Raw genomic sequence first — 24,409 nt, forward strand, 5'->3', positions numbered from 1 at the left:
CGCATGACAGCAGCCGGCATCGATCGCACGCCGTTCGGCAAAATGCCAGATGGGACGATGGTCGAGCGGGTGATGCTGCGCGGTGCGGGCGGCTTCGAGGCCGCCATCCTGCCGTTCGGCGCCACCTTGCAGGCGCTGCTGACGCCCGATCGCGACGGCCATTGCGACGACATCGTGCTCGGCCATGACGATTTCGCCGGCTATCTCGCGCAGCGCAAGTTCTTCGGCGCGACGATCGGACGCTATGCCAACCGGATCGCCGGCGCGCGCTTCGTCCTCGACGGCGCAGAGGTCGCGCTCGATGCCAACAATGGCCCCAATGCGCTGCATGGCGGCGTGCAGGGTTTTGACCGCAAGCTCTGGCAGATCGCCGAACTCACCGACAGTCCGGGGCCGACGCTGGTGCTGGAGCGCGAGAGCCCGCATGGCGAGGAGGGCTATCCCGGCAATCTGTCGACGCGCGTGACCTATCGGGTGCGCAGCGCCAGCGAACTCTCGGTGACCTATGAGGCAACCACCGATCGCCCGACCTTCCTCAATCTGACCAACCACAGCTTCTTCAATCTCGACGGCGCCCGCGCCGGCACGCAGATCCTCGATCACCGCCTGACCATCGCCGCGGATCATTTTCTCGCGGTCGACGCCACGGCGATCCCCCTGCCGGAGCCGCCGCGCGCCGTCGACGGAACGCCGTTCGACTTCCGCAAGCCTGTGGCGGTCGGTGCGCGCATCAGGATGAACGACGAACAGCTTCGGCTCGGCCGCGGCTACGACCATAACTATTGCCTCGCGTCGGGCACAGGGCTGCGCTTCGCCGCGCGCCTCGAGTCGCCGCGCAGCGGCCGCGTGCTCGAGCTGTTCACCGACCAGCCGGGCCTGCAGTTCTATTCCGGCAACTTCCTCGACGGCTCCACGGCCGGCAAGGGCGATCGGCTGTATCGGCAATCGGACGCGCTCTGCCTCGAGCCGCATGCCTGGCCGGATACGCCGAACCGGCCCGACTTCCCGCCGGCGCGGCTCAATCCCGGGCAGATCTACCGGCGCACCATCGTCTATCGCTTCTCGACTGTGTGAGTGTTGCAATGACCGATCGCGTCTCCGATGCCTCGATCGAGCAGGTGCCGACATCGGTGCTGTCGGCCGAGCGCTGCCATCTCGGCGAAGGGCCGACATATGATGCGGCCACCGACACCGCGTGGTGGTTCGATATCCGTGAGCGCCGGTTGTTCGAGCATCGCTTTGCGGAGGGGCGCACGATCGTCCACGAACTGCCGAGGATGGCGAGCGCGCTGGCGCGGATCGATAGCGCGCGGCAGCTGATCCTCGCCGATGACGGACTTTATGTCCGGCAGGTTGCCGATGGCGGCTTGGAGCTGTTTGCCGCGCTGGAAGCCGACAATGCAGCGACGCGCTCCAATGATGCCCGCGTGCATCCATCCGGCACGTTCTGGCTCGGCACGATGGGCCGCGGCGCGGAGCAGGGGGCCGGCGCGATCTACGCGCTGCACCGCGGCCGCATCACGCGGCTTTATCCCGATATCACCATCCCGAACGCGATCTGCTTCTCGCCCGCGGGCGACACCGGCTATTTCGCCGATACCGCGACCAATCTGCTGTATCGCGTGCCGCTCGATCCTTCGACCGGATTGCCCGTCGGCGAGCCCGCCGTCCTGATCCGGCATGAAGGCGTGGGCGGGATCGACGGCGCGGTCGTCGATGCCGATGGCATGATCTGGAACGCGCGCTGGGGCGGCGGCTGCGTCGACATCTACGATCCCGCGGGCCGCCGCCTGCGTTCGCTGCGCGTGCCGGCGAAGCAGTCGAGCTGCCCGGCGTTTGTCGGCCGCGATCTCTCGCGCGTGCTGGTGACCTCCGCCTGGCAGGACATGGACGAGGCGCAGCGCGCCGCCGATCCTGAACACGGCAAGACGTTTCTGCTCGACGCCGCCGCGCGCGGCCGCGCTGAGCCCGACGTCAAGCTGTCCTGACGGCCTCGCGCCATCGCGCGTCGCGCATGGCCCGCATCGTTGACGCGACCTGATTTCTTGTACGATAGTACAAATATGGTCCGCAAAGCCGCCAAGGTCGAATTGAAGACCGAATTGAAGGCCGTCAGCACACGCAAGCCGAACATGCGGGAAGCGATCCTCGCCGCGGCGGAGGAATTGTTTTCGACCTACGGCTTCAACGCGGTCTCGGTGCGCGACATCGCGCAGGCCGCCGGTGCCAATCCCGGCAGCGTGACCTATCACTTCAAGACCAAGGACGGCCTGCTGCTGGAAATTTACCGGCGCCACTGCGGCCCGATGAACCGGCGGCGCTCGGAACTGTTGGCAGCGGCGCGGCGCGTGCGCGACCTGCAGGACCGGCTGGAGGCGATCGTGCGCGCCTATGTGCTGCCGGCCTTCACCTCGGGCAGCGACCTCGCCGGCGGCGGCACCCGCTTCACGCGGCTGCGCGCCATCATGTCGGCCGAGGGCAACGAGGTGGTGCGCAAGATTATCGCGCAGACCTTCGACGACACCAGCCACGCCTTCGTCGATGCGATCCATGAAAGCCTGCCGCACATCCCGCGCACCGACCTCGTCTGGCGCAGCCACTTCCTGCTCGGCGCGCTCTACTACACGCTGGTGACGCCGGAGCGCGTCTCGCGCCTGTCGCGCGGCAGCGCCGACGGCACCGATGCCGGCCACGCGATCGAGGAGCTGGTGCGCTCGACCGTCGCCTCGCTGCAAGCTGCGCCGCTCGACCAGGCGCCGGCGCGGCGCAAGACCCTCGTTCCAGCCAAGGGCGAACGCTGAGCTGGTTTTCCGGAGTTTCGCTGCGATGGACAAGCTTCGACTGCGCGCTGTGCTCGGCAATCATCCGCATGTGGCGACGGTGAAGACAGGCGAGCTGCGCTCCGAGCTGTTCGATCTCGATTTCACTGAGTACACGCCGACCAACGCCGCGTTCAAGCCGATGGTGCGCGAGCTGGCGTTCGACGTCTGCGAGATGGCCATCGTGACCTATCTGATGGCGAAGGCGCACGGCAAGCCGCTGGTGCTGCTGCCGGCCGCGATGGTCGGCCGGTTCCAGCACGGCTACGCGCTCTATCACGCCGACCGCGACCCGCTTGCCCCTCAGGATCTCGAGGGCAAGCGGGTCGGCATCCGCTCGTTCACCACCACGACGGGGGCATGGATGCGCGGCATCCTCGCCAATGACCATGGCGTGAACCTCGACAGGATCGATTGGGTCACGTTCGAGGACCCGCATGTCACCGAATATGTCGACCGCACCGAGCGCGCGCCGAAGGACAAGACCATCATCCAGATGCTGAAGGATGGCGAGCTCGACGCAGTGCTCGGCGAGACGTCGAGCGATCCCGCGCTGAAGCCGCTATTCGCCGATCCGGTCAGCGCAGCTGCGCGCTGGTACCAGCGGCACGGTGTCGTGCCGGTCAATCACCTCGTGGTCGTGACCGGGCAGCTCGCGGCATCGCGGCCGGACGTGGTGCGCGGGCTCTATGATCTCCTCAAGCGCGGCAAGGCGGAGGCGGCACCGGCGGGTACGCCGGACTTGCTGCCGTTCGGCGTCGAGGCGAACCGCAAGCCGCTCGAACTGATGATCGACTATTGCGTCCAGCAGGCGTTGATTCCGCATCGTATCGCGGTCGACGCGCTGTTCGACGACACAACACGGGACTTGAACTGATGACAGCATCCAGCCATCCAATGGGTTCCGGCCTTCACCGGGGACGACACCGAATGCTTGGATACGTTCACATTCTCTCAGGTCGAGACCGACATCGTCCGGCGAGGTAACGTTCTTCGAGGCTGGCATCGCCGCGGTGAATCCGTCGCGTTCCCCAGCGTGGGGTTATAGGCTATTGCTTGGCTGCATCCCCGCGTCCGTCAGGTTTTGGCGGAACGCGCCAACCGAAATCCTGGAGGCACTTCCATGAAATTCTCCGGTAAGGTCGTCGCCATCACGGGCGCAGCGCGCGGCATCGGCAGGGCCTGCGCCGAGCGCTTCCTGTCCGATGGTGCCGAGGTCGTGATCTCGGATGTCGACGGCGCCTCGCTGGCCAAGACGGCCGGCGAGCTCGGACATGCCAACCAGCTGCGCACGGTCGAGGCCGATGTCAGCAAGCGGGCCGACGTTGATCGCATCGTCGCCGTGGCGGTGAAGGAGTTCGGCCGGCTCGACGTCATGGTCAACAATGCCGGCGTCGCGCGCAACCGCGATTTCCTCGACATCAGCGAGGCCGAATTCGACGACGTGATGGGCATCAACCTGAAGGGCGCGTTCTTCGGCGTCCAGGCCGCGGCGCGCCAGATGATCGCGCAGGGCGGCGGCGGCGTGGTGGTCAACATGTCCTCGGTCAACGCGCTGCTGGCGATCCCCTCGCTGGCGACCTATGCGATGTCCAAGGGCGCGATGAAGCAGCTTACCTCGGTCGCCGCGGTGGCGCTGGCGCCGCACGGCATCCGCGTGGTTGCGGTGGGGCCCGGCACGATCCTGACCGAGATGGTGGCGACCGCGATCTTCTCCTCGGAGGAGGCGCGGCGCAGCGTGCTGTCGCGCACGCCCGCCGGCCGCTGCGGCCAACCCGGCGAGGTCGCCTCCGTGGTCGCCTTCCTCGCCAGCGAGGATGCGTCCTACATCACCGGCCAGACCATCTATCCCGACGGGGGCCGCCTGATCCTGAACTACACTGTGCCGGTCAGCGAGAAGTAGGCCAGTCGCAAGGCGCGCTGCCAAAACGCGAAAAACAACCCCATGCAAAGGAGCCGGCAGGCGGTCGCCGGTGTCCAAATAGGGCATGTTCGACAAGGAACTTGACACGCCGGGTAACTCAGGGATATATTTCCAATAATCCGAAATCACGCGGTGGCGGCTGCAATCTGCAGGCCTTGTGTAGCCCGGATGAAGCGAAGCGCAATCCGGGTTTCTTGTTCTGTGGCTTGACTGGTCCCGGATTTCGCTACGCTCCATCCGGGCCACAGGATCTGCGGGCGGGAGGTGTGCCGCCACCGGCAGCCCGCCGTCTCGAATCCCTACCGGCCCTTGAACTGCGGCTTGCGCTTCTCCATGAAGGCGCGGCGGCCTTCGCGGAAATCCTCGCTGTCCATGCAGTCGGTGCCGATCTGCTTGATCGCGGCCATGTCGCGGTCGGCGGGATCCTTCAGCACCTGCGCGATGGTGATCTTGGCGGCCTTGATCGCGAGCGGCGCGTTGCCCGAGATGGTGCGCGCGATCTCCATGGTCGCGTCCCAGAGTTCGGCATCCGGCAGCACGCGATCGACCAGGCCGATGCGCAGCGCCTCCGCGGCATCGATCCGCATGCCCGTATACATGATCAGCCGCGCCCAGGACGGGCCGACCAGCGAGACCAGGTGGCGCAGCCCGTCATAGCCGTAGGCGATGCCGAGCTTGGCGGCGGGAATGCCGAACTGGCCGCTCGTGCCTGCGATGCGGATATCGGCGAGCATCGCGACCTGCATGCCGCCGCCGAGGCAGAAGCCGCGGATGCAGGCGATCGTCGGCTTCGGATAATTGGCGAGCAGCGCGCGCTGGGCCTCGCTGCGCCGGGAATATTCCTCCGACGCCTCGGCATTGTGCCTCGTCTTCTCGAACTGGCTGATATCGGCGCCCGAGACGAAGGCCTTGTCGCCGGCGCCGACCAGGATCACGACGCGGACGTCCGGATCGTCGCGCAGGGCGGTCAGCGCCTCGCCGAGGCCTTCCCACATCTCCAGCGACATCGCGTTGCGTTTGTCGGGATTGTTGAACGTGATGACGCCGACGCCGTCGGTCACGCTTTGCAGGATCTTGCCGGCGGCGAGCGATTTTTCGGAGATGTTGGGCATATCAGGTTTCCAGATCTGGTTCAGGCAAAGCTCTAGCATTCGACCGGGGGTCGCGGCAGGCAGTTTACAGCGCGCCACGATTGCATCGTTGCGCGATATTTCGTCCGGTAGTTGTGCGGCCTGCAAAATAAACCGATCAGAAAGGGTTGCTTCATAAGGTGCGCCGCCCATTCGCTGGCCGGTTCAGCCTTTGTTAGTCTTTCGAAGGTACGACCGTACGTACCTGCGCGCGAGGACAATCCGTAACGCGCTGGGACGCGTCGCGCAGCCTGTGGCTGCACGCGTCGGTAACGGACGTCCGCTCCACCAGACCGCCGAAGCAGCCGGTCTCTCCCGACCTCCGTGCACTCACATCGCGTCAGGCGAAGGTCCCCTCGTGTCGGTCGAAAAGTTCCTCAAGCAGCGCGCGGTCAAGATCACGGTCAACGGCAGCTACACGCTGCCGAACTGGTACGACGCGCAGGGCCGCCTGCGCAGCTTCGCCTGCCGCACCACGCGCGTGTCCCCGTTCCGTATGATCGTCGACGTTCCCGTAGTTGGCAAGGTCGGTGACCGGCTGACCTCGTATTTCGAGGAATTCGGCAAGTTCGAGGGCTGCATCACCGAGACCATGAGCGGCAGCTTCCTGTTCGAGCTCGAGATGACGCATGCGATGCGCGAGAAGTTCGCCGACAAGCTGATCTGGATCGAGAAGAAGCAGAGGGATCCGAGCATCCGCGACACGCGCAACAGCCCGCGCTTCATTCCCGCGGCGCCGCACGCCATGCTGACGCTGGCGGACGGCACCATGCAAAGCTGCTTCATCATCGACATGTCGCTATCGGGAGCCGCGGTATCCGCCGAGGTGCAGCCGCCGATCGGCATGCCGCTGGCGATCGGCGCCTGCGTCGGGCGCGTGGTCCGGCACCTGCCGAACGGATTCGCCGTCAAGTTCGTGGAGACCTACAAGCAGACCGATCTGCTCCGGCTGATCTCGCGCAAGACCAGGGAGCTTCAGGCGGTGTCCGCCGAGGCGGACAACGTGGCGTGAGACGATGCCGGGACACGAGCGGCGATCATCTTCATCCGGTCGGCTAGACTAGCGCCGGAAGAAAATAAGACACGTAATCTTTGTCGACGTCCGGTTCGCCGCAACACCGGCCGCCTTTATGGGTTCGAGACCACGCAAATCCATCACTGGCGTACTCTGGAACGGAAGCACCGCGATCCAAGGTCTGTCGGCGGCTCTGTCCCGGCAGCGAAACTGGCCGCCGGCCACTCGCGATGTTTGACGTAATAATTAGCCTGTGCTAATCATTAGCTATGACTAATTATTCTCGGCGGTGCTTGTGTTGCAGACGAAGTGCAAGGTTCCGCTGGCTCGGAAGGTCGGCGAGCCATGCCGAAGGATAGCGTGCAACTAGCCGCTCTTGGCGACGCGACTCGCAGACGGATATTCGAACTGGTGGGGGCGCGACCTCGCACTGTCGTTGAAATCACCCGAGAGCTGACAGTCTCCCAGTCAGCCGTCTCCCAGCATCTCAAGGTGCTGCGCGAATCTCGGTTGGTTCGTGCCGAGCCGAAGGGTGCCAGCAACATTTATCACATCGACCCAGCGGGGCTCGGCCAGATGCGCGCTTGGCTTGACCGGTTCTGGAGCAACACACTGGCAGCTTACAAAGTGGCCGTTGAAAAATCAGTGGAGGACCAGCAATGAGCACACATGTATCAGCCGCGCCGATCAGACAATCTATCGTGGTTGAGGCGCCTATCGAGCGTGCGTTCAAGGTCTTCACCGAAGACTTCGGCAGCTTCAAACCGCGCGAGCACAATCTGCTCGCTGTCCCCATCGCGGAAACCGTGTTCGAGCTCCGGGTCGGCGGTCACGTCTATGATCGGGGTGTCGATGGCAGCGAGTGCCGATGGGCGCGTGTGTTGGCCTTTGAGCCGCCAAATCGCGTGGTGCTCAGCTGGGACATCAGCCCGCGCTGGCAGATCGAGACCGACCCAGACAAGACCAGCGAATGGGAAGTGCGGTTCATCGCCGAGACGCCAAGCCGGACACGGCTGGAGCTCGAACACCGTCACCTCGAACGTCATGGCCAAGGTTGGGAAGGCGTGCGTGATGGAGTTGAGGGTGATCAGGGTTGGCCGCTCTATCTGAAGCGGTTCGCCGAGCGGATCGCGCGCGAGGCATGATGCTCACGTGTCCCTTGCGACACAATCGTGATTGCGGAGGTCTGTATGGAAGCCTACTCGCTTAGCGTTGTCGGAGTGCTTTTCCTTTGCCTCCTGTCAATTATGTTGGCCGTCTATTCAGGATCGTCAAAAGGCAGGGCCGGAGCGCTCTCCGGGCCTGTCCTGCCGCTGGATGACAACAACTTGCTGTACCGGATAGATCGCGTCCACATGAACACTGTGGAGGCACTGACCTCTTTTGTCGTCCCGGCAATGCTGGCCATGATGGTAGGGGTTAGACCTGTCACGCTTGCAACGCTCGTATGGGCTTATGTCGCAATTCGCCTCATTCACGTTGCAGTTTATCTGCGGGGTGGCAAAGCGGCCAAAGGTGGTAGCATCAGAACGGTCCTCTATGTCTCGGGGGCACTTGTCACTGTCGTAGTCATTGCCGTGACTGCCCTGGCGGCCATCCACTAGAGTACACCGGATTCGGCTTTTGGTCCTTGCCGGCCGGTTTGCTCAAAACCCCGCCGCCGGCCGTCTAACCCTGTGCATCGAGGTCTTCCGGATCGAGCGCCGACCGGACCCGCGCGACGCTCTCGTCGGCCGCCGCCGAAGCGTAGGCTGCGAGCGCGACTTCCCTGGCGAGGCTGGTGCATTCGGCCCATAGCAGGAAGAACACCAGCGGCGGCCGTTCGCGCGCCGCCAGCATCTGCGCGCAGCGTTCCGCGGCGCCGTCGAGCGCCCACCACTGCCGCGCCACCACCATGACCTTGCGGAAATTGCGCAGCGTGCCGGAGAATTTCTGCGGATCGGCGCCCGAGATGCTGCAGCAATGGTTCAGCCAGTTCAGGCCGGCGTAGATCGCGATGCCGTAGTCCTCGATCGGCTTTCCCGTAAAGTCGACCACCGTCTTGTCGTGCGGCTGCTGTCGCAGGAAGGCATCGATCATCTCGGCCTGGCGGGCCGGATCCGCGAGCAGCGCGGTATCCTGCCGCGGCACCATCGGGACATAGCGCAGCGCTTCGAGCCTGGTGTGCTCCCAGATCGCGCGGATGTCGCCCAGGAGATCAGTGGGCTTGCGCTTGCAGGCCGGATAGACCAGCACGTTGTTGTCGGCGAGATCGAGATAGCGTGGCACGACCTTGTCGAGCGCGGCGAGAATTGCCAACGGGTCGGTGAGGCCGCGCAAGTCGACGGCGGCGTCCTCCGCGGGTGCAGACTTGTTGACGCGTGTCCAGCCGAAATTGGCCATAACGGGCGCCCCGATCTCAACCTGTCGGTCAGGCTAGATGGAAAATGCGGCGAGTCAAATGCGGCATTTGCGGCGCGGCGGCCGGTTGACGCGGCAAGCCGCTGGGCCTAGCTCATGGCTAATCGCTGCCGCAGCCCGGGTTGCCCGTTCGCTGCCTCCGGACCGCATCGCCATGACCGCCTCGGAACGTCACTCGCACTGGCAGACCGTCTATTTGACCAAGGGCGAGCAGCAGGTGAGCTGGTCGCAGGCCGATCCGCAGCCCTCGCTGCGCCTGATCGAGTCCGTTGCGGCCGGTCGCGATGCGCCGATCATCGACGTCGGCGGCGGCGCATCGCGTCTGGTCGACGCGCTGCTGGCGCACGGCTATCGCGCCCTGACGGTGTTCGATCTCTCCGAGGCTGCGCTCGCGCGCGCACGGCAGCGGGTCGGCGCGGCGGGCGAGGGGGTGCGCTGGATCGAAGGTGACGCGACCATCTGGCAGCCGCCCCAGGCGTTCGACGTCTGGCACGACCGGGCGGCGTTTCACTTCCTGGTCGCGGAGGCGGACCGCGCGGCATATCTCGAGCGGCTGCATCGCGGCGTCAGGAGCGGCGGGCACGCCATCATCGGCACCTTCGCGCTCGACGGTCCGGAGAAATGCAGCGGCCTGCCGGTGCAGCGCTATGATCCCGCGACGCTCGGTGCGGCCATCGGCCCGGCCTTCGCGCTGATCGCCCAGGTGCCGCATCGCCACGTCACGCCCTGGGGCGCCACGCAGTCGTTCCAGTTCAGCGTGCTGCGGCGGTTGTAAGAGAGAGGAAACCTTATGACTGATCATGCGAATGGTATGCCACGGACGATCGGCGAGATCGCGAGCTACCACGCCCATGTCTATTACGACCCGGCGACCAGCCGGGGCGAGGCGGAGCGGCTGCGGCACTGGATCGGCGAGCGCTTCCTGGTCACGCTCGGGCGCTGGCACGACGTCAAGGTCGGTCCGCACGATCAGGCGATGTATCAGGTGGCGTTCGCGCGCGAGCTATTTCCGACCCTGGTGCCGTGGCTGATGTTGAACCATGGCAGCCTGAGCGTCCTGGTCCATCCCAACACCGTCAATCCGCGCCGCGACCATCTCGCCGATCCGCTCTGGATCGGCACGCCGCTCGCCGTTCATGGCGACAAATTGCCGGAAGAGGCGGAGATGGAACAGGCGCCGGCGCCGAACACGGCCCCGACGCTGCGCCCGTGAGCGGTGCGGTCGATAAAATTTGAGCCAGTTCCAGTACAACCAAGTCGTTTCAAACTCATCGCGTTTTGCAACGTGGGGTTAAGCCGCCGTTCCTACTCTCGCCGAACAGGATTGCGGTGGGCGCGGGATGTTCTTTTCGTTTCGAAGCTGGTCACTGTGGCGGGTGGTTGGACCGCTGATCGCCATCGTTCTGCTGCAGGCCAGCCTGTCGGCCGGCAGCCTGCAGGTGATGTCCGCGGTGCGGGCCTATGTGGCTGGCGAGAGCCTGTGGTCGAAGGGCCAGAAGGACGCCATTTACTATCTGCATTCCTATGTCAGCACCGGCACGCCGGCCTATCTGCAGAAATTCGACGCCGCGATCGCGGTGCCGCTGGCGGACCGCACGGCGCGGCTCGCGCTTGAAGCGCCCGGCAACAACGACGACGTCGCGCGTGATGGTTTCGCCAAGGCGGGCAATCATGACGACGACATCGGCGGACTGATCTGGCTGTTCAAGTATTTCCGCAAGATGCATCACGTCGCCGGCGCCGTTGCGGCATGGCGCAATTCCGACGTGCTGCTCGATCGGCTGATCGAGATCCGCAACGAAGCTGCGAACGAGATGGCGCTGCATGATCCGTCCGTGGGCACGATCAGGCGCTGGGCCGAGCGGATCGGTGCGGTGGACGCCGCGCTCAGCACGCTCGCCGTCGACTTTTCCGAACATCTGGGGCGCGCCTCACGTCAGGTCTCCGCGCTGCTGCTGCTCGTCAACGCGGTGATCGCGGCGTGCCTCGCCGGCATCGTCCTGTTCCATACGCGGCGGATGCTGCAGCGGCGCTGGCTGGCCGAGACCGCGCTTGCGGTCGAGAAGGAGCGGGCGCAGCTCACTTTGGCTTCGATCGGCGACGCCGTGATCGTGACGACGCCGGACGATCGCGTCGGCTACATGAACGCAGCCGCCGAACGGCTGATCGCGGCAGGGCAGGAGGCCGGCGACCGGCCGCTGTCCTCGCTGTTCAGCATCGCCGAGCAGCCGGTGCAGGGATCGTTCGGCGCCGCCGAGGCCGAGGGCGAGCGACGGCCGCAGCAGCGGCTGCTGGTGCGGCCGGATCAGTCCAGCGTGCCGGTCTCGGTGGTCGAGACCCCGATCGTGCATGACGGCCACTGGGCCGGCCGCGTCATGGTTATCCATGACATGACGGCCGAACGCCGCCTGGTCGAGGAACTGGCCTGGGCGGCCTCGCATGACGCGCTCACCGGGCTCGCCAACCGGCGGCAGTTCGAATTCGAGCTGCACACGTCGATGTCGGGCGCCGCGGATGCGGGCGCCGATCTGATGCTGATCGACCTCGACCAGTTCAAGATCGTCAACGACACCTGCGGCCACATGGCGGGCGACCGGCTGCTCAAGCAGGTCGCCCGGCTGCTGGCGTCCGAGGTCGGCGAGCGCGGCCTGGTCGGGCGGCTCGGCGGCGACGAGTTCGGCATCCTGCTGCGCGACGACGGTTCGGGCGCGCAAGAGGCCGCTTCCGAAGTCGCGGAGCGGATCAGGGCGGTGGTCGAGCAGTCGAGCTTCGTCCATGAAGGCTCGAGCTTCCGGATCAGCACCAGCATCGGTCTCGTCAGGCTCGGCGACTGCGCCGGCGTGCAGGACGCGCTGCGCCTTGCCGACGTCGCCTGCTTCCTCGCCAAGGACAAGGGACGCAATCGCGTGCAGGAGCACTGCCCGGCGGATACCGACATGACGGTGCGCGTCGCCGAGATGAGCTGGGTCAACCGCATTCGCAAGGGCCTCGATGAGGGCCGGTTCTGCCTCTACGAGCAGGAGATCCGCCCGGTGGCCGGCACGCTGAAGGGCGGCGAGCGGCGCGAGCTGCTGCTGCGCCTGCGCGACGAAAGCGGCGTGATGGTGCCGCCCGGCAGCTTCCTGCCCGCGGCCGAGCGCTACGGCCTGATGCCGCTGATCGACCGTTGGGTGGTTCGCCGCGCCTTCGAGGTTATCGCCGAGCGCAGGCACAGTCCGCGCAAGGTAGCGGGCTATGCCATCAATCTTTCCGGCGCCACCATCGGCGACGGCGATTTCGTCGACTTCGTCGCCAAGCTGTTCGCCCGGCACGACGTGCCGCCGACCGTGGTGTGTTTCGAGATCACCGAGACCAGCGCGATCTCCAATCTCGATGAGGCGCAGACATTCATCGCGCGGCTGCGCGAGATCGGCTGCAGCTTCTCGCTCGACGATTTCGGCACCGGCATGTCGTCGATCGCGTACCTCAAGCACCTGCCGGTCGATTTCATCAAGATCGACGGCTCGTTCGTGAAGGAGATCCTGAACAGCAAGGTCGATCGCGCGATGGTCGAGATGATCACCAAGACCGCGAAGATCATGCAGAAGCAGGTGGTGGCCGAGTTCGTCGAAAGCCTCGCCATCCTCGACGAATTGCGCGAGATCGGGGTCGATTACGTCCAGGGCTACGCCATCGGCAAGCCGGTGCCGGTGCTCACCCTGCGGGAAGAAAAGATCGCCTGAGACGGTGTGAATCTTCAGCGACCAAAAGTTGAGTGTGAGATGGATTCCCGCGGCGTCGTCCCGGCGAAGGCCCGGACCCATAGCCACCGAGGTTCTTGTTTGCGCAACGCTGGGGCCACAGCTGGTTTCAACAACCTGTCCTTGTGGTAATGGGTCCCGGCCTTCGCCGGGACGACGCGTGCTGAGACCAGCCTCCGGCGGCCGGATTTGTCCCGAATCGGGACCATTTGCTGGCCTTTAGTCCCGTTTTCAGGCCCAAGGCGATGATTCGCGGGCGCAGTCCCTGCAAAAAACGCTTAAAAAACCTGCCGTTGGCCCCACGGTCTCGATTATGCCTTACTCTCAATTCTTGATATGATGAGAAATCGGTGAATCCCTGATTGGCCGGCAACAGGCCCCAGAGCACCGAACTTGGGGACGGATGGGTCAACGAACGACGAAAGCTGCCGGGCGGGGGTCAAGCCGCGGCATGTCAATGGTGGGCAGCACGGCATTCGCCGTCGGCGCGCTTGCCCTGTCGTCTGGCCTCGCCGCCTGGATGGCCGGCGTCGATCCCACCGCGTGGCTGCATGGACCCGCGCTCGCCAATACGACCGCTTCGCTGAACTTCGACGATCGCTTCGGTTCACGGTCCACCTTGAACTCGGCGTCGCTGTATTATCCGTCGCGCCGCGGCATTCGTTCCGATCGCGGCGATTTCAAAGCCGAGTTCGACAAGATCGAGGACGCGCTCGCGGGCCAGCTGCGTGAGAGCCAGACCGACCTGCCAAGCCGATCGGCGATGGCGTATGCGCCTCCCGCGTCGGTGTCGCCGGCGCCGGTTTCGGCCGGCGTGCCGATGCCGCGATCGCGGCCGGCGGAAGCCAATCTGGCCGCGCGCACCGATACGCCGCCCGCGCCGGCAGCCACGCCGCAGCAGCAGGCCGACAACCGCACCTTCCTGCAGAAGCTCGCCGACATGATGCCGGCTAAGCTGCAGCTGGCCTCACTCGATCCCAATGACGGCCTGTCCGGTCCGAGCCCCAACCTCGGCGCGCTCGGCTATGACAGCACCACGGCGGTCTACGACATCACCGCGCGCGTCGTGTACATGCCCGACGGCACCAAGTTCGAGGCGCATTCGGGGCTCGGCAATCTGCTCGACGATCCCGCGCATGTGAAGATCCGCAATGCCGGCGCGACGCCGCCCGGCATCTACGAAATGAAGCCGCGCGAAAAACTGTTCCACGGCGTGCCCGCGCTGCGCATGAACCCGGTCGACGGCAGCGACACCTTCGGCCGCGTCGGCCTGCTCGTGCACAGCTACATGCTCGGCCCGAACGGCGATTCCAACGGCTGCATCTCGGTCAAGCAGTACGACAAGTTCCTGGCGGCCTATCGCAACGGCACCGTCAAGCGCATCGCCGTCGTGATCAGCATCAAGGACATCCAGTCGGCTTCGACCCGCGCTGCGTCGAATTCGTAAGCCGGCCGCAGTCGTCGTACTGCAGCTATCCTTCCATCACAACTTGTCGCACCCGCCCTAGGCAATTTCCTTGCGGACCAGCGCGGCGGCGTCGCACATCGCCTTCAGCTTTCCGAACGCGACTTGGCGCGGCATGTATTTCATGCCGCAGTCGGGCGCGACCACCAGCCGTTCGGCCGGGACGTGCTTGAGGCCGTTGCGGATGCGATCGGCGACGACCGAGACCTGTTCGATCGCGGGATCGCCGAGGTCGAGCACGCCGAGCATGATTGTCTTGGACGAGAGGTCCTTGAGCACGCCGAGATCGAGCTTCGGCTGCGCCGCCTCGATCGAGATCTGGTCGGCTGTGGTGTCATCGAGCTCGCCGAGGAAGGAATAGCCGGCCGGCTTGGCCGAGCCTGGCACCACGGCGGCGTAGCCGAAGCAGAGATGCACCACGGTCGGCACGGTGATGCCTTCCAGTGCGCGGTTGATCGCCTTCACCGCGTAGCGCTTGGCCAGTTCCGGATTGTTGCGCACCCAGGGCTCGTCGAGCTGGATCACGTCGGCGCCGGCCTTCTCGAGGTCGCGCGCCTCGGCGTTGACCGCCGCGGCAAAGGCCATCGCGAGCTCCTCGTCGTCCTTGTAGAACTCGTTCTTGGCCTGCTGGCTCATCGTGAACGGGCCGGGCAAAGTGATCTTGGCGGCGCGATCGGTGTTGTTGCGCAGAAACTGCATGTCGGGCAGCTCCACCGGAGCGGTGCGCTTCACCGGGCCGACCACGCGCGGCACCGGCGTCTTGGTGTTGCCGGTGCGCGCGGTGATGATGGCGGGATTGTCGGCATCGATGCCGTCGAGGGCGGTGGCGAAGCGGTTGGAGTAGCTTTCGCGGCGGATCTCGCCATCGGTCACGATGTCGATGCCGGCGCGCTCCATGTCCCTGATCGCGACGACGGTCGCGTCGTCCTGGGCTTCCTGCAGGTGCTCGGCCGGCAGCCGCCACATCGCGTGCATGCGGGTGCGCGGCACCGACTTCGACAGCATCGCGCGATCAACCAGCCATTCCGGCTGCGGATAGCTGCCGACCACGGTGGTCGGCAGCAAATGCTTGGGCAGGTTCATGGCGTCCTCCTTCTTGCTTGCGATCGGTCAGGCGGCGCGCGTCGCCGTCACCGACACCTCGTCCTTCACCGGGTTGCGCAGCACGCCGATGCCGGAGATCTCGACCTCGACGACGTCGCCGTCCTTCATCCATAGCGGCGGGGTGCGATAAGCGCCGACACCGCCGGTGGTGCCGGTGACGATGACGTCGCCGGGGACCAGCTCGGTGAAGGTCGAGCAATAGGCGATCAGCGCCGGCACGTCGAACACGAGGTCGGAGATCGGCGCAGCCTGCACCTCGACGCCGTTGAGGCGGGTGGCGATGTGCTGCTTCGAAATGTCGGGGAGCTCGTCGGTCGTCACCATCCACGGGCCGAAGCCGCCGGTGCCGGCGAAGTTCTTGCCCGGCGCGAACTGCGAGGTGTGGCGCTGCCAGTCGCGGATGCTGCCGTCATTGTAGCAGGCATAGCCGGCGACATGGCCGAGCGCGGCCTCGCGCGCGATGCGGCGGCCGGCCTTGCCGATGATGACGGCCATCTCGCCCTCATAGTCGAAGCGCTCGGACTCCGGCGGCCGGATCATCGGCTGGCCGCTGCCGACCTGGCTGTTGGCGAAGCGGGTGAAGATCATCGGATGCGGCGGCGTCGGATGGCCGCTCTCGGCAAGATGCGTCGCGTAGTTGACGCCGATGCAGAAGATCTTGTCGGGATCGGGCACGGTCGGCAGCAGCTCGACAGCTGTGAGCGCATGATCGGGGCGCTCGCCTTGCAGCCGCTTCAGCTCGTCGAGCGAGCCCTTGGCGAGCAGCGCCTTCAGCGTCGGGTACGCCGCGAGCCGCTTGCCGGCGTCGATGACGCCGGCATCGGTCACGATGCCATAGCCCGCGGTGCCTGCCACCTTGAAACTTGCGATCTTCATGCTTTGTCACTCTCTTCGATGGAGGAAACGTAGTCGTGGATGGGAAGTGCGATCTCGCCGTTGCGGAGCGGAACGCATTGCGGCGGGAAATCCTGACGGAAGCGGGCGCCGCTGGTCGTGACGCAGTCGAGGAAGCGCTCCAGATGGGTCATCGCGCCGGTCGGCAGATCGTGCAGCACCAGCAGCGTCCATGGCTGCGCGAGGCACTGGTCGAGCGCGCGGTCGGCCCAGCCGTTGACGTCCTCCCAGTCGCGCGGGATCGCATTCCAGAGCACGCAGCTGTGTTTGTTCTGCGCGAGATAATCGACCACCGACGGCTTCAGCAGCCGCGCGTCGAGATTGCCGCCGCCGCCGAATGGCCGGAACCAGCGGCAGGGATGGGCGAGGTCGCCGATCGCGGCCTGCGTCCGGCCGATCTCGCGTTCGGCGGTGTCTCGACCGGGCTGCTCGCCGAGTGGGATGCTGTGCGTATAGGTGTGGTTGCCGATCCAGTGGCCTTCGTCGCGGGCGCGGACGGCAATGCGGCGGCGCGCGGGATCGTCGAGCTTCTCGCCGATCACGAAGAACGTGGTCCTGATGCTGCGCTCGCCGAGGATATCGAGCACCCGGGGTGTCACCGCGGGCTCCGGACCGTTGTCGAATGTCAGGGTCAGGTTGAACACGGCAGCGATTCCCTTACGTCGCCGGCTGCATCGCGCCGGACCCGATCTCGTCGGCGGCGTTCTGGCCGGCGCGCATTCCGGTCTGCCAGATCGCAGCCTTGCGCTCGATCCAGCGGATCGCGGTGTTGAAGGCGATCGCCATGAACAGCACCAGCAGCACGCCGGCGAAGACGTGCGGGCTGTCGAGGATGGTGCGATAGCGCGAGATCAGATAGCCGATGCCGGCCGAGGAGATCAGCATCTCCGAGACCACCACGCCGACGATGACCAGCGCGCCGCCGACCCGCAGGCCCGACAGCACAGTCGGGATCGCGGCGGGAATGATCACCCGGACCAGCCGCTGGTTCAGCGTCGCGCCCATGCTGCGGGCGGCGAGCAAGAGCTGCGGATCGATGGTCTGAATCCCTGCGGCGGTCGCCAGCATGGTCGGCAGGAAGCCGTAGATCGAGGCAAACGCGATCTTGGATTCCGAGCCGATGCCGAGCCACACCGTGAAGACGGGATAGAGTATCACCAGCGGCACGGCATAGAGGCTCGAAACCATCGGCATGATCAGGAGGCGCGGGCGCGGCAGGCTGCCGACGATCGCGCCGAGCAGGATGCCGCCGCCGCAGGCGAACGCCATCGACACCGCGACCTCGTACAGCGTCACCGCGAGCGCGTGCCCGTATTCGGCGGCCTCGTTCCAGCCGGCCAGCAGCGTCGAGGACAGCGACGGCAGGAACAGTTCGGGGATCAGGCCGGCACGCGGCAACAGCTCCCACAGCACGATCAGGCCGACGACGATGAGATGGCGGAGGGTCTTGGCGCGCATGATTGCCTCACGCCGATTTGCGGATGTGACGCCAGATGCGGTCGCGCAGCGCGCCGAACGCATCGCCGCTGAGCATCTCGTAGGTGCGCGGCCGCGGCAGCGGGACCTGCAGATGATCGACGATGCGGCCGGGCCGCGGCGACATCACGATCACCTCGTCGGCGAGGTAGACGGCCTCAGTCAGGCTGTGGGTGACGAACACGACGGTCTTGCCGGTCGTGGCCCAGATCCGCAGCAGCTCGTCGCCCATGGTCATGCGGGTCTGCTCGTCGAGCGCGGCGAACGGCTCGTCCATCAACAGCACCGGCGGATCCTGCACCAGGCCGCGCGCGATCGAGACGCGCTGCTTCATGCCGCCCGAGAGCTCGTGCGGATGCCGCCTGCCGAAGCCGTCGAGGCCGACGAGCTTGAGCATGTCCTGCGCCTTGTCCCGGCGCTCCGCCTTGGCGACGCCGCGCAGCGCCAGCGGAAACTCGACATTGTCTTCCGCCGTCAGCCACGGAAACAGGCTCGGCTCCTGGAACACGACGCCCACCCTGTCAGGGTCTGGCTGCGGGATCGGCGCGCCGTTGATGGTGATGGTGCCCGAGGTCTGCGCGCGCAGCCCGGCCATCATCATCAACAGCGTGGACTTGCCGCAGCCGCTCGGGCCGACCAGCACGACGAAGCGTCCCGGCTTGATGTCGAGCGAGACATCCTCCAGCGCGACGACGTCCTGGGACCTGGTGCGGAACACCTGGCCGACATTCCTGACCTCGATCGCGCCGGCACGCGGCGGCGGCTTTAGCGGGGTCACGTTCGCCAATGGCTGCATCGTGTTTCCACCCATCTGATCAGTTCGTTGAAGGTCATGGCGATCGCGGCGACCATGACGACGCCGGCGAGCAACTGCTTCATCTGGAAATTCTCGCCCCAGGTCGCGATCTGGTGGCCGATGCCGTCGCGCGAGGCGTACATCTCGGCGAGGATCACGCCGGTGAGATTGAAGATCATCGAGATGCGCAACGCCTCCAGCAGCACCGGCAGCATGCTCGGCAGGTAGACGCGGAACGCGGTCTGCGCGCGCGTCGCGCCGTAGGAGCGGGCCACCGTGAGATGCTCGACCTTGACCGACTCCACCGCCGTGGTGGTCGACATGATCACGATGAAGATCGTGGAGAAGAAGCCGAAGCCGACCTTCTGGGCGAAGCCGACGCCGAACACCAGGATGAACATCGGCAGGAAGATCGACTTCGGGATGCTGAAGGCGAAGAACAGCAGCGGCTTCGCCACGTCGGCAAAGTAGCGGTTCTCCGCGAGCAAAAATCCGATCAACGCGCCGAACGGCACCGCGAGCGCGAACGCCGCCAGCACCTCGCTCGCCGTCACCATCAGGTCGTTCTGCACGCTGGCGCGCTGCAGCAGGTCGGCGAGCGTTGCCAGCGTGTCGGAGGCCGGCGGCAGCAGCCGCGAATTGACGAGGCCGGTTCGCGACAGCACCTCCCACAGCGCGAAGATCGCGATCACGATCGCGACACGCGCAAGCTTGATGGTGAGCGTGGCCTGCATGTTACGGCTTGGTCGGAACCGGCTTGAACCTGGTCGAGATCACGTCCTCGACCGGCACGATGTCTTTCAGGCCGCCGAGCTTCGCCAGGTCGAGCGAGAGCTGCACCGCCGCCGGCACATTGGCCGCGCCCATGTCGCCGCTGGTCTCGAGCTTCATGATGGTGTTGTCGTATTCCAGCGCGGCGATCTCGGCCGGCATCTCGTAGAGATCGGCGATCAGCTTCACCGTGACGTCGCGGTTGGCGTGCATGAACTGCACGGCGCCGTACAGCGCGTTGACCGCCTTCTGCACCACCTCGGGCTTGGACTCCGCGAACTTGTCGAGCACGATCCAGCCGCCGGTCAAATTCGGCGGCACCGCGACCGCATAATCGAGGATCGCCTTGGCTTCACCCGATTTGGCGATCTGGAAGCTGAGCGGCGAGTAGACCACGGCGGCATCGACATTGCCGGCGAGCAGGTTCGGCACCAGGCCGCCGCCGCCGACCGGCACGCGGGTGAAGTCGATCGTCTTGTCTTGCGCGGTCCACAGCGCGAGCAGATCGGAGCCGGAGCCCGCCGCGGTGATGGCGACCTTCTTGCCGTTGAGGTCCTTGACCTCGAGCGCCGACTTGGCCGGCACCATCAGCTGCCAGCCGAAATTGCCCATCGCAGCATTGGCGACGATTCGCGACATCACGCCCTTCTTGCGGCCGGCCGACACCAGCGACGGCGGATCGAGGATGATGTCGGCGGCACCCGCCGCCATGCCCTCGAAGGTCTCGGCACCGCTGCGGTAGATCGTCAGCTCGGCCTTGATGCCTTCCTTCTCGAACAGCTTCTGCCGCACGGCGGTCTCGGCGATCGTCGTCGGCCAATAGGTCTTGGTCGGCAGCCCGACGCGGATCGTGTCCGCCGCGAAAGCGGGACCGGCCAGCATGGTGGCTACGATCAAGGTTGCCAGCGCGTGGCGGCGCGTGATGCTCATCGTGGTGCTTCTCCCGGATATCGATTGTTGTTGTTTGCCGGCGCCTTTTCGCGCCGGAGGATCAGGTTGCGGAATTGACCTCCGCGATGCACGGAGCGGCGAGCTCGACGAATTCCATGGTGGTGCTGAAATGCTTCGACAACGCGCCGACGGCGGCATCGGCATCGCGTGCCAATACGGCCGCGACGATCGCAGCGTGCTCGGCTTCGACGTCGCGCGACCTGCCGACCTCGCGGCGGATCGACAGCCGCCGGTAGCGCTCGCTCTGCTCGTGCAGCACGTCGCGGAAGCCGAGCAGCCATTGCGAGCCGCAGGCGTTGACCAGCGCGCGATGGAAGACGCGGTGGCGCGCCACCCATTCCTCGTAATGCACGGTGGGATCATCGGGATAGCGATGCGGGACGGCCCTGAGCGCATCCCACGCGGCCTCGACCGCCGACAGCCAGGCCTGGTCGCCGCGCTCGATCGAGCGCCGCAGGGCAAGCCCCTCGATGTCGATCCGCGTCTGCGTGACGTCGGCGAGGTCGGCGAGCGACACCGGGCAGACCCGGAAGCCGCGCTGGTCGGAGGCCTGCACCAGCCCGTCGGCCACCAGCCGCGACAGCGCCTCGCGGACCGCGGCGAGGCTGACCGAGAACTGTTTTGCAAGACCCGCGATATGCAGCTTTTGGCCCGGCAGCAGCCGCGTCGACAGGATGTCGGCCCGCAGCCGCTCCTGGACCGCCGATGTCAGGCTACGCGGACCGTTGCCGGCCAGGCCCTCGCGAAAACTCAGCTCGATGTTCATGGGGCGTCAGATTGGCGACGGGGCTCGATGACGTCAATCGAAAATCGATTTTGTATTCTTAGAATTTACTGTATACTGAATTCGGCGGATATAGCCGGTCTTCGCCCTTATTTGCCATTCTACCGGCTTTAATGTATACAGGAAGTATTCTTTAGCGGCTTGGTCAGGAGCGCGCGCATGTCAAAACCGTTTCCGATGAACGCCTGGTACGCGGCCGGCTGGGACGCCGAGATCAAGCATGCGCTGTTGCCGCGGACGATCTGCGGCAAGCATGTCGTGATGTACCGGAAGGCCGACGGCGCCGTGGTGGCGCTGGAGGATGCCTGCTGGCATCGCCTGGTGCCGCTTTCCAAGGGCCGGCTCGAGGGCGACACCGTGGTCTGCGGCTATCACGGCCTGAAATACAACGCGCAGGGCCGCTGCACCTTCATGCCTTCGCAGGAGACCATCAATCCATCGGCCTGCGTGCGCGCCTATCCGGTGGTCGAGCGCCACCGCTTCATCTGGCTGTGGGTGGGCGATCCCGCGCTCGCCGATCCCGCGCTGGTGCCGGACATGCACTGGAACGACGATCCCGCCTGGGCCGGCGACGGCAAGACCATTCATGTGAAGTGCGACTACCGCCTCGTGGTCGACAACCTGATGGATCTGACCCACGAGACCTTCGTGCACGGCTCCAGCATCGGCAATGACGCGGTCGCCGAAGCCCCGTTCGACGTCACCCATGGCGAGAAGACCGTGACGGTGACGCGCTGGATGAAGGGTATCGAGGCGCCGCCGTTCTGGGCGAAGCAGTTGCAGAAGCCGGGCCCGGTCGATCGCTGGCAGATCATCCGCTTCGAGGCGCCGTGCACCGTCAACATCGACGTCGGCGTGGCGCCGGCGGGGACCGGCGCGCCGGAAGGCGACCGCTCGCAGGGCGTCAACGGCTATGTGCTCAACACCATCACGCCGGAGACCGACAAGACCTGTCACTATTTCTGGGCCTTCGTCCGCAACCACCGCCTCACCGAGCAGCGCCTGACCACCGAGATCCGTGACGGCGTCGCCGGTATCTTCCACGAGGACGAGATCATCCTGGAAGCGCAGCAGCGGGCGATGGACGAGAATCCGGACCGCGTGTTCTACAACCTCAACATCGACGCCGGTGCGATGTGGGCGCGGCGCGTGATCGACCGCATGGTGGCGAAGGAGACTCCGCCGCAGCATTTGCAGGCGGCGGAGTAGGCCATGGCGGACCGCGAGACCGACCGCGCCGTATCGCAGACCGTGCGCGCGCAGCTCGCACTGCGCGACTTGATCCTGTCGGGGGGCTTGCGCCCGGGCGAGCGCATCTCGGAACTGCAAGCGGTGGAGACCACGGGCGTCTCGCGCACGCCGGTACGGATGGCGCTGGTGCGGCTGGAGGAGGAAGGGCTGCTGGAGGCGATCCCGTCCGGCGGCTTCATGGTGAAGGCGTTCTCCGAACGTGACATCCTCGATTCGATCGAGCTGCGCGGCACGCTGGAAGGGCTCGCCGTCCGTTTCGCCGCCGAGCGCGGTGTCTCCGCGCGCGATCTCGAGCCGCTCAAGGAATGTCTCAATGAGATCGACGGTCTGGTGCGGCAGGATCCGATCTCGGTCGAGGCGTTCTCGTCCTATGTCGCGCTCAATGCGCGCTTCCACGCACTCTTGACCGAGCTGTCGCGCAGCCCGCCGCTGATCCGGCAGATCGACCGCGCCTCCGCGCTGCCGTTCGCCTCGCCGAGCGGCTTCGTGATGGCGCAATCGGCCTTGCCGGAGGCGCGGCAGATCCTGCTGATCGCGCAGGATCATCATCGCGTCGTGGTCGACGCCATCGAGAACCGCGAAGGTGCGCGTGCCGAGGCGATTATGCGCGAGCACGCCCGGCTTGCCGCGCGCAATCTGCGGCTGGCGTTGCGCAACCGCACCCATCTCGATCTGCTGCCGGCGCTGGCGCTGATCAGGTCGGCGGCGGACTGAACGGAGGGTTCAATGCGTTTCATCGAGACCTGGATCCAGGCAACCGTCGCCGCGACGCGCGACCTCACGCCCGGCATCCGCGAATTCCTGCTGCGGCCGGACGGCGCCCCCGCGTCGCGCTATCCGGTCGGCAGCCATATCCAGGTCGGCGTCACGATCGACGGCCGGCCCGCGACGCGGTTCTATTCGCTGGTCGGAGAAGCCGGCGCGGAGGGCTACCGGATCGCGGTGCGCCGCGCGCCGGATTCTCGCGGCGGCTCACGCTACATGTGGTCGCTAGCGCCGGGCGCGCGCCTCGCCATCACCCTTCCGGCCTCACTGGTCGAACTCGACTGGATCCGGCGGCATTTCTGCCTGATCGCCGGCGGCATCGGCATCACGCCGATCCTCGGCGCCGCGCAGGCTCTGGCGCGCCGCAACGCCGACGTTACGCTGCATTACGCGGTGCGTTCGCGCGGCGATGCCGCCTATCTTAACGAACTCCAGGTCCTGCTCGGCGATCGCTTGATCGTTCACGCTGCCGACGAGGGCCGGCGGCTCGATCTCGGCGCGGCCTTCGCGACGCTGCCGCAGCAGGCGATGACGCTGTTCTGCGGTCCGATGCGGATGCTGGACGCAGCGCGGCACGCCTGGCAGGCCGCGGGCCGGCCGATCACTGATTTGCGCTACGAGACGTTCGGGTCGAGCGGATCGTTGCCGACCGAGTCGTTCCGGGTCCGGCTGAAGCAGGAGAATGTCGAGCTCGTGATCCCGCACGATCGCTCGATGCTGGACGTGCTCAACGCCGCCGGCCACGAGGTGATGAGCGACTGCCGCCGCGGCGAATGCGGTGTTTGCGCACTGGACGTCATCGAGGTGGACGGCGAGATCGACCATCGTGACGTCTTCTTCAGCGACCAGCAGCGCTGCGACAGTCACAAGATCTGCGCCTGCGTCTCGCGCGCCCGCGGCACCATCACGGTGGATACGTTGCACCGGGCGGACGCGACCTGAGAGTGCGCTAAAGCGCGATGGGTCTACTGCCAAACGAGCTGCAGACTCCGCTTCACCTCGCCCCGCTTGCGGCGAGAGGTCGGAACGCATCGTCAGATGCGTTCCGAGTGAGGGCAGGGCAATCGCGTATGAAAACTCTGGTGGCGCCAGCATCGGCGGACGGCTCCCTCTCCCGCTTGCGG

Annotated in this window: 26 protein-coding genes; 16 read left to right on the plus strand and 10 right to left on the minus strand. The window is 65.9% G+C overall.

What is annotated here, in order from left to right:
• Positions 1 to 3 precede the first annotated feature (3 nt).
• The 5 genes from J6500_RS12065 to J6500_RS12085 all read left to right on the plus strand — a co-directional run bounded on the left by J6500_RS12065 (position 4) and on the right by J6500_RS12085 (position 4,722).
• A complete protein-coding gene (locus tag J6500_RS12065) occupies positions 4 to 1,074 on the plus strand; it encodes an aldose epimerase family protein (RefSeq protein ID WP_225712909.1) in 1,071 nt (356 codons plus the stop codon).
• A 35-nt stretch (positions 1,075 to 1,109) separates the two neighbouring features.
• Positions 1,110 to 1,988: an SMP-30/gluconolactonase/LRE family protein gene (locus tag J6500_RS12070; RefSeq protein ID WP_225712946.1), complete on the plus strand. Its 879-nt coding sequence runs from the start codon at positions 1,110 to 1,112 to the stop codon at positions 1,986 to 1,988.
• A 75-nt stretch (positions 1,989 to 2,063) separates the two neighbouring features.
• Complete coding sequence (locus J6500_RS12075; RefSeq protein ID WP_225712910.1) at positions 2,064 to 2,801, plus strand: TetR/AcrR family transcriptional regulator; 738 nt, start codon at positions 2,064 to 2,066, stop codon at positions 2,799 to 2,801.
• A 25-nt stretch (positions 2,802 to 2,826) separates the two neighbouring features.
• Complete coding sequence (locus J6500_RS12080; protein WP_225712911.1) at positions 2,827 to 3,696, plus strand: substrate-binding domain-containing protein; 870 nt, start codon at positions 2,827 to 2,829, stop codon at positions 3,694 to 3,696.
• A 246-nt stretch (positions 3,697 to 3,942) separates the two neighbouring features.
• Positions 3,943 to 4,722 carry an SDR family NAD(P)-dependent oxidoreductase gene (locus tag J6500_RS12085; RefSeq protein WP_225712912.1) on the plus strand — a complete coding sequence of 260 codons (780 nt, stop codon included), beginning with the start codon at positions 3,943 to 3,945 and terminating at the stop codon, positions 4,720 to 4,722.
• Positions 4,723 to 5,042: 320 nt separating this feature from the next.
• On the opposite strand, the gene J6500_RS12090 is transcribed toward J6500_RS12085, so the two are convergent.
• Positions 5,043 to 5,855, minus strand: a complete 813-nt coding sequence (locus J6500_RS12090) for an enoyl-CoA hydratase (RefSeq protein ID WP_225712913.1) — start codon at positions 5,853 to 5,855, stop codon at positions 5,043 to 5,045.
• 376 nt (positions 5,856 to 6,231) lie between these two features.
• Between J6500_RS12090 and J6500_RS12095 the strand changes: the two genes are divergently transcribed.
• The 4 genes from J6500_RS12095 (at position 6,232) to J6500_RS12110 (ending at position 8,492) form a co-directional block, all read left to right on the plus strand.
• Positions 6,232 to 6,885: a PilZ domain-containing protein gene (locus tag J6500_RS12095; protein WP_225712914.1), complete on the plus strand. Its 654-nt coding sequence runs from the start codon at positions 6,232 to 6,234 to the stop codon at positions 6,883 to 6,885.
• A gap of 348 nt (positions 6,886 to 7,233) precedes the next feature.
• Positions 7,234 to 7,551 (plus strand): ArsR/SmtB family transcription factor, encoded by a 318-nt coding sequence (locus J6500_RS12100; protein WP_225712915.1) that lies wholly within the window; start codon positions 7,234 to 7,236, stop codon positions 7,549 to 7,551.
• Positions 7,548 to 8,033, plus strand: coding sequence for an SRPBCC family protein (locus J6500_RS12105; RefSeq protein ID WP_225712916.1), 486 nt, complete (start codon positions 7,548 to 7,550; stop codon positions 8,031 to 8,033). Before J6500_RS12100 ends, J6500_RS12105 begins: the two co-directional genes overlap by 4 nt.
• Before the next feature lie 45 nt (positions 8,034 to 8,078).
• Positions 8,079 to 8,492, plus strand: a complete 414-nt coding sequence (locus J6500_RS12110; protein WP_225712917.1) for an MAPEG family protein — start codon at positions 8,079 to 8,081, stop codon at positions 8,490 to 8,492.
• Between the two features lie 64 nt (positions 8,493 to 8,556).
• On the opposite strand, the gene J6500_RS12115 is transcribed toward J6500_RS12110, so the two are convergent.
• Positions 8,557 to 9,270, minus strand: a complete 714-nt coding sequence (locus J6500_RS12115) for a hypothetical protein (protein WP_225712918.1) — start codon at positions 9,268 to 9,270, stop codon at positions 8,557 to 8,559.
• A 172-nt stretch (positions 9,271 to 9,442) separates the two neighbouring features.
• On the opposite strand from J6500_RS12115, the gene J6500_RS12120 reads away from it, so the two are divergent.
• The 4 genes from J6500_RS12120 (at position 9,443) to J6500_RS12135 (ending at position 14,475) form a co-directional block, all read left to right on the plus strand.
• Entirely contained in the window at positions 9,443 to 10,063 is a 621-nt protein-coding gene (locus J6500_RS12120; RefSeq protein WP_225712919.1) for a class I SAM-dependent methyltransferase, read from the plus strand.
• 36 nt (positions 10,064 to 10,099) lie between these two features.
• Positions 10,100 to 10,501 carry a DOPA 4,5-dioxygenase family protein gene (locus tag J6500_RS12125; RefSeq protein WP_225712920.1) on the plus strand — a complete coding sequence of 134 codons (402 nt, stop codon included), beginning with the start codon at positions 10,100 to 10,102 and terminating at the stop codon, positions 10,499 to 10,501.
• Between the two features lie 127 nt (positions 10,502 to 10,628).
• Positions 10,629 to 13,010, plus strand: coding sequence for a putative bifunctional diguanylate cyclase/phosphodiesterase (locus J6500_RS12130; protein ID WP_225712921.1), 2,382 nt, complete (start codon positions 10,629 to 10,631; stop codon positions 13,008 to 13,010).
• A gap of 469 nt (positions 13,011 to 13,479) precedes the next feature.
• Entirely contained in the window at positions 13,480 to 14,475 is a 996-nt protein-coding gene (locus J6500_RS12135) for a DUF2778 domain-containing protein (protein WP_225712922.1), read from the plus strand.
• A gap of 57 nt (positions 14,476 to 14,532) precedes the next feature.
• On the opposite strand, the gene J6500_RS12140 is transcribed toward J6500_RS12135, so the two are convergent.
• The 8 genes from J6500_RS12140 to J6500_RS12175 all read right to left on the minus strand — a co-directional run bounded on the left by J6500_RS12140 (position 14,533) and on the right by J6500_RS12175 (position 21,251).
• Entirely contained in the window at positions 14,533 to 15,576 is a 1,044-nt protein-coding gene (locus J6500_RS12140; RefSeq protein WP_225712923.1) for a uroporphyrinogen decarboxylase family protein, read from the minus strand.
• A gap of 27 nt (positions 15,577 to 15,603) precedes the next feature.
• The gene (locus J6500_RS12145) at positions 15,604 to 16,473 is read right to left on the minus strand and encodes a fumarylacetoacetate hydrolase family protein (RefSeq protein ID WP_225712924.1); all 870 of its coding nucleotides are present in this window, start codon (positions 16,471 to 16,473) and stop codon (positions 15,604 to 15,606) included.
• A complete protein-coding gene (locus J6500_RS12150; RefSeq protein WP_225712925.1) occupies positions 16,470 to 17,135 on the minus strand; it encodes a polysaccharide deacetylase family protein in 666 nt (221 codons plus the stop codon). The genes J6500_RS12145 and J6500_RS12150 overlap by 4 nt, the downstream gene beginning before the upstream one ends.
• A gap of 13 nt (positions 17,136 to 17,148) precedes the next feature.
• Entirely contained in the window at positions 17,149 to 17,949 is an 801-nt protein-coding gene (locus tag J6500_RS12155; RefSeq protein WP_225712926.1) for an ABC transporter permease, read from the minus strand.
• Positions 17,950 to 17,956: 7 nt separating this feature from the next.
• Positions 17,957 to 18,763 (minus strand): ABC transporter ATP-binding protein, encoded by an 807-nt coding sequence (locus J6500_RS12160; protein ID WP_225712927.1) that lies wholly within the window; start codon positions 18,761 to 18,763, stop codon positions 17,957 to 17,959.
• Positions 18,742 to 19,497, minus strand: coding sequence for an ABC transporter permease (locus J6500_RS12165; protein WP_225712928.1), 756 nt, complete (start codon positions 19,495 to 19,497; stop codon positions 18,742 to 18,744). Before J6500_RS12165 ends, J6500_RS12160 begins: the two co-directional genes overlap by 22 nt.
• Before the next feature lies 1 nt (position 19,498).
• On the minus strand, positions 19,499 to 20,464 hold the full coding sequence (locus J6500_RS12170) for an ABC transporter substrate-binding protein (RefSeq protein WP_225712929.1): 966 nt from the start codon (positions 20,462 to 20,464) through the stop codon (positions 19,499 to 19,501).
• 61 nt (positions 20,465 to 20,525) lie between these two features.
• Positions 20,526 to 21,251, minus strand: a complete 726-nt coding sequence (locus tag J6500_RS12175) for a GntR family transcriptional regulator (protein WP_225712930.1) — start codon at positions 21,249 to 21,251, stop codon at positions 20,526 to 20,528.
• Positions 21,252 to 21,428: 177 nt separating this feature from the next.
• Here J6500_RS12175 and J6500_RS12180 point away from each other — a divergent pair, with 177 nt between their 5' ends.
• From J6500_RS12180 to J6500_RS12190, 3 genes are read left to right on the plus strand one after another with little or no spacing between them, the layout of a single operon-like run.
• Positions 21,429 to 22,478: an aromatic ring-hydroxylating dioxygenase subunit alpha gene (locus tag J6500_RS12180; protein ID WP_225712931.1), complete on the plus strand. Its 1,050-nt coding sequence runs from the start codon at positions 21,429 to 21,431 to the stop codon at positions 22,476 to 22,478.
• Positions 22,479 to 22,481: 3 nt separating this feature from the next.
• A complete protein-coding gene (locus J6500_RS12185; protein WP_225712932.1) occupies positions 22,482 to 23,234 on the plus strand; it encodes a GntR family transcriptional regulator in 753 nt (250 codons plus the stop codon).
• 12 nt (positions 23,235 to 23,246) lie between these two features.
• Positions 23,247 to 24,227: a PDR/VanB family oxidoreductase gene (locus tag J6500_RS12190; protein ID WP_225712933.1), complete on the plus strand. Its 981-nt coding sequence runs from the start codon at positions 23,247 to 23,249 to the stop codon at positions 24,225 to 24,227.
• The last annotated feature ends 182 nt before the right edge of the window (positions 24,228 to 24,409 follow it).

Origin of the sequence: Bradyrhizobium semiaridum (assembly GCF_020329505.1) — a bacterium.
In the GTDB taxonomy this organism is placed as follows: domain Bacteria; phylum Pseudomonadota; class Alphaproteobacteria; order Rhizobiales; family Xanthobacteraceae; genus Bradyrhizobium; species Bradyrhizobium semiaridum.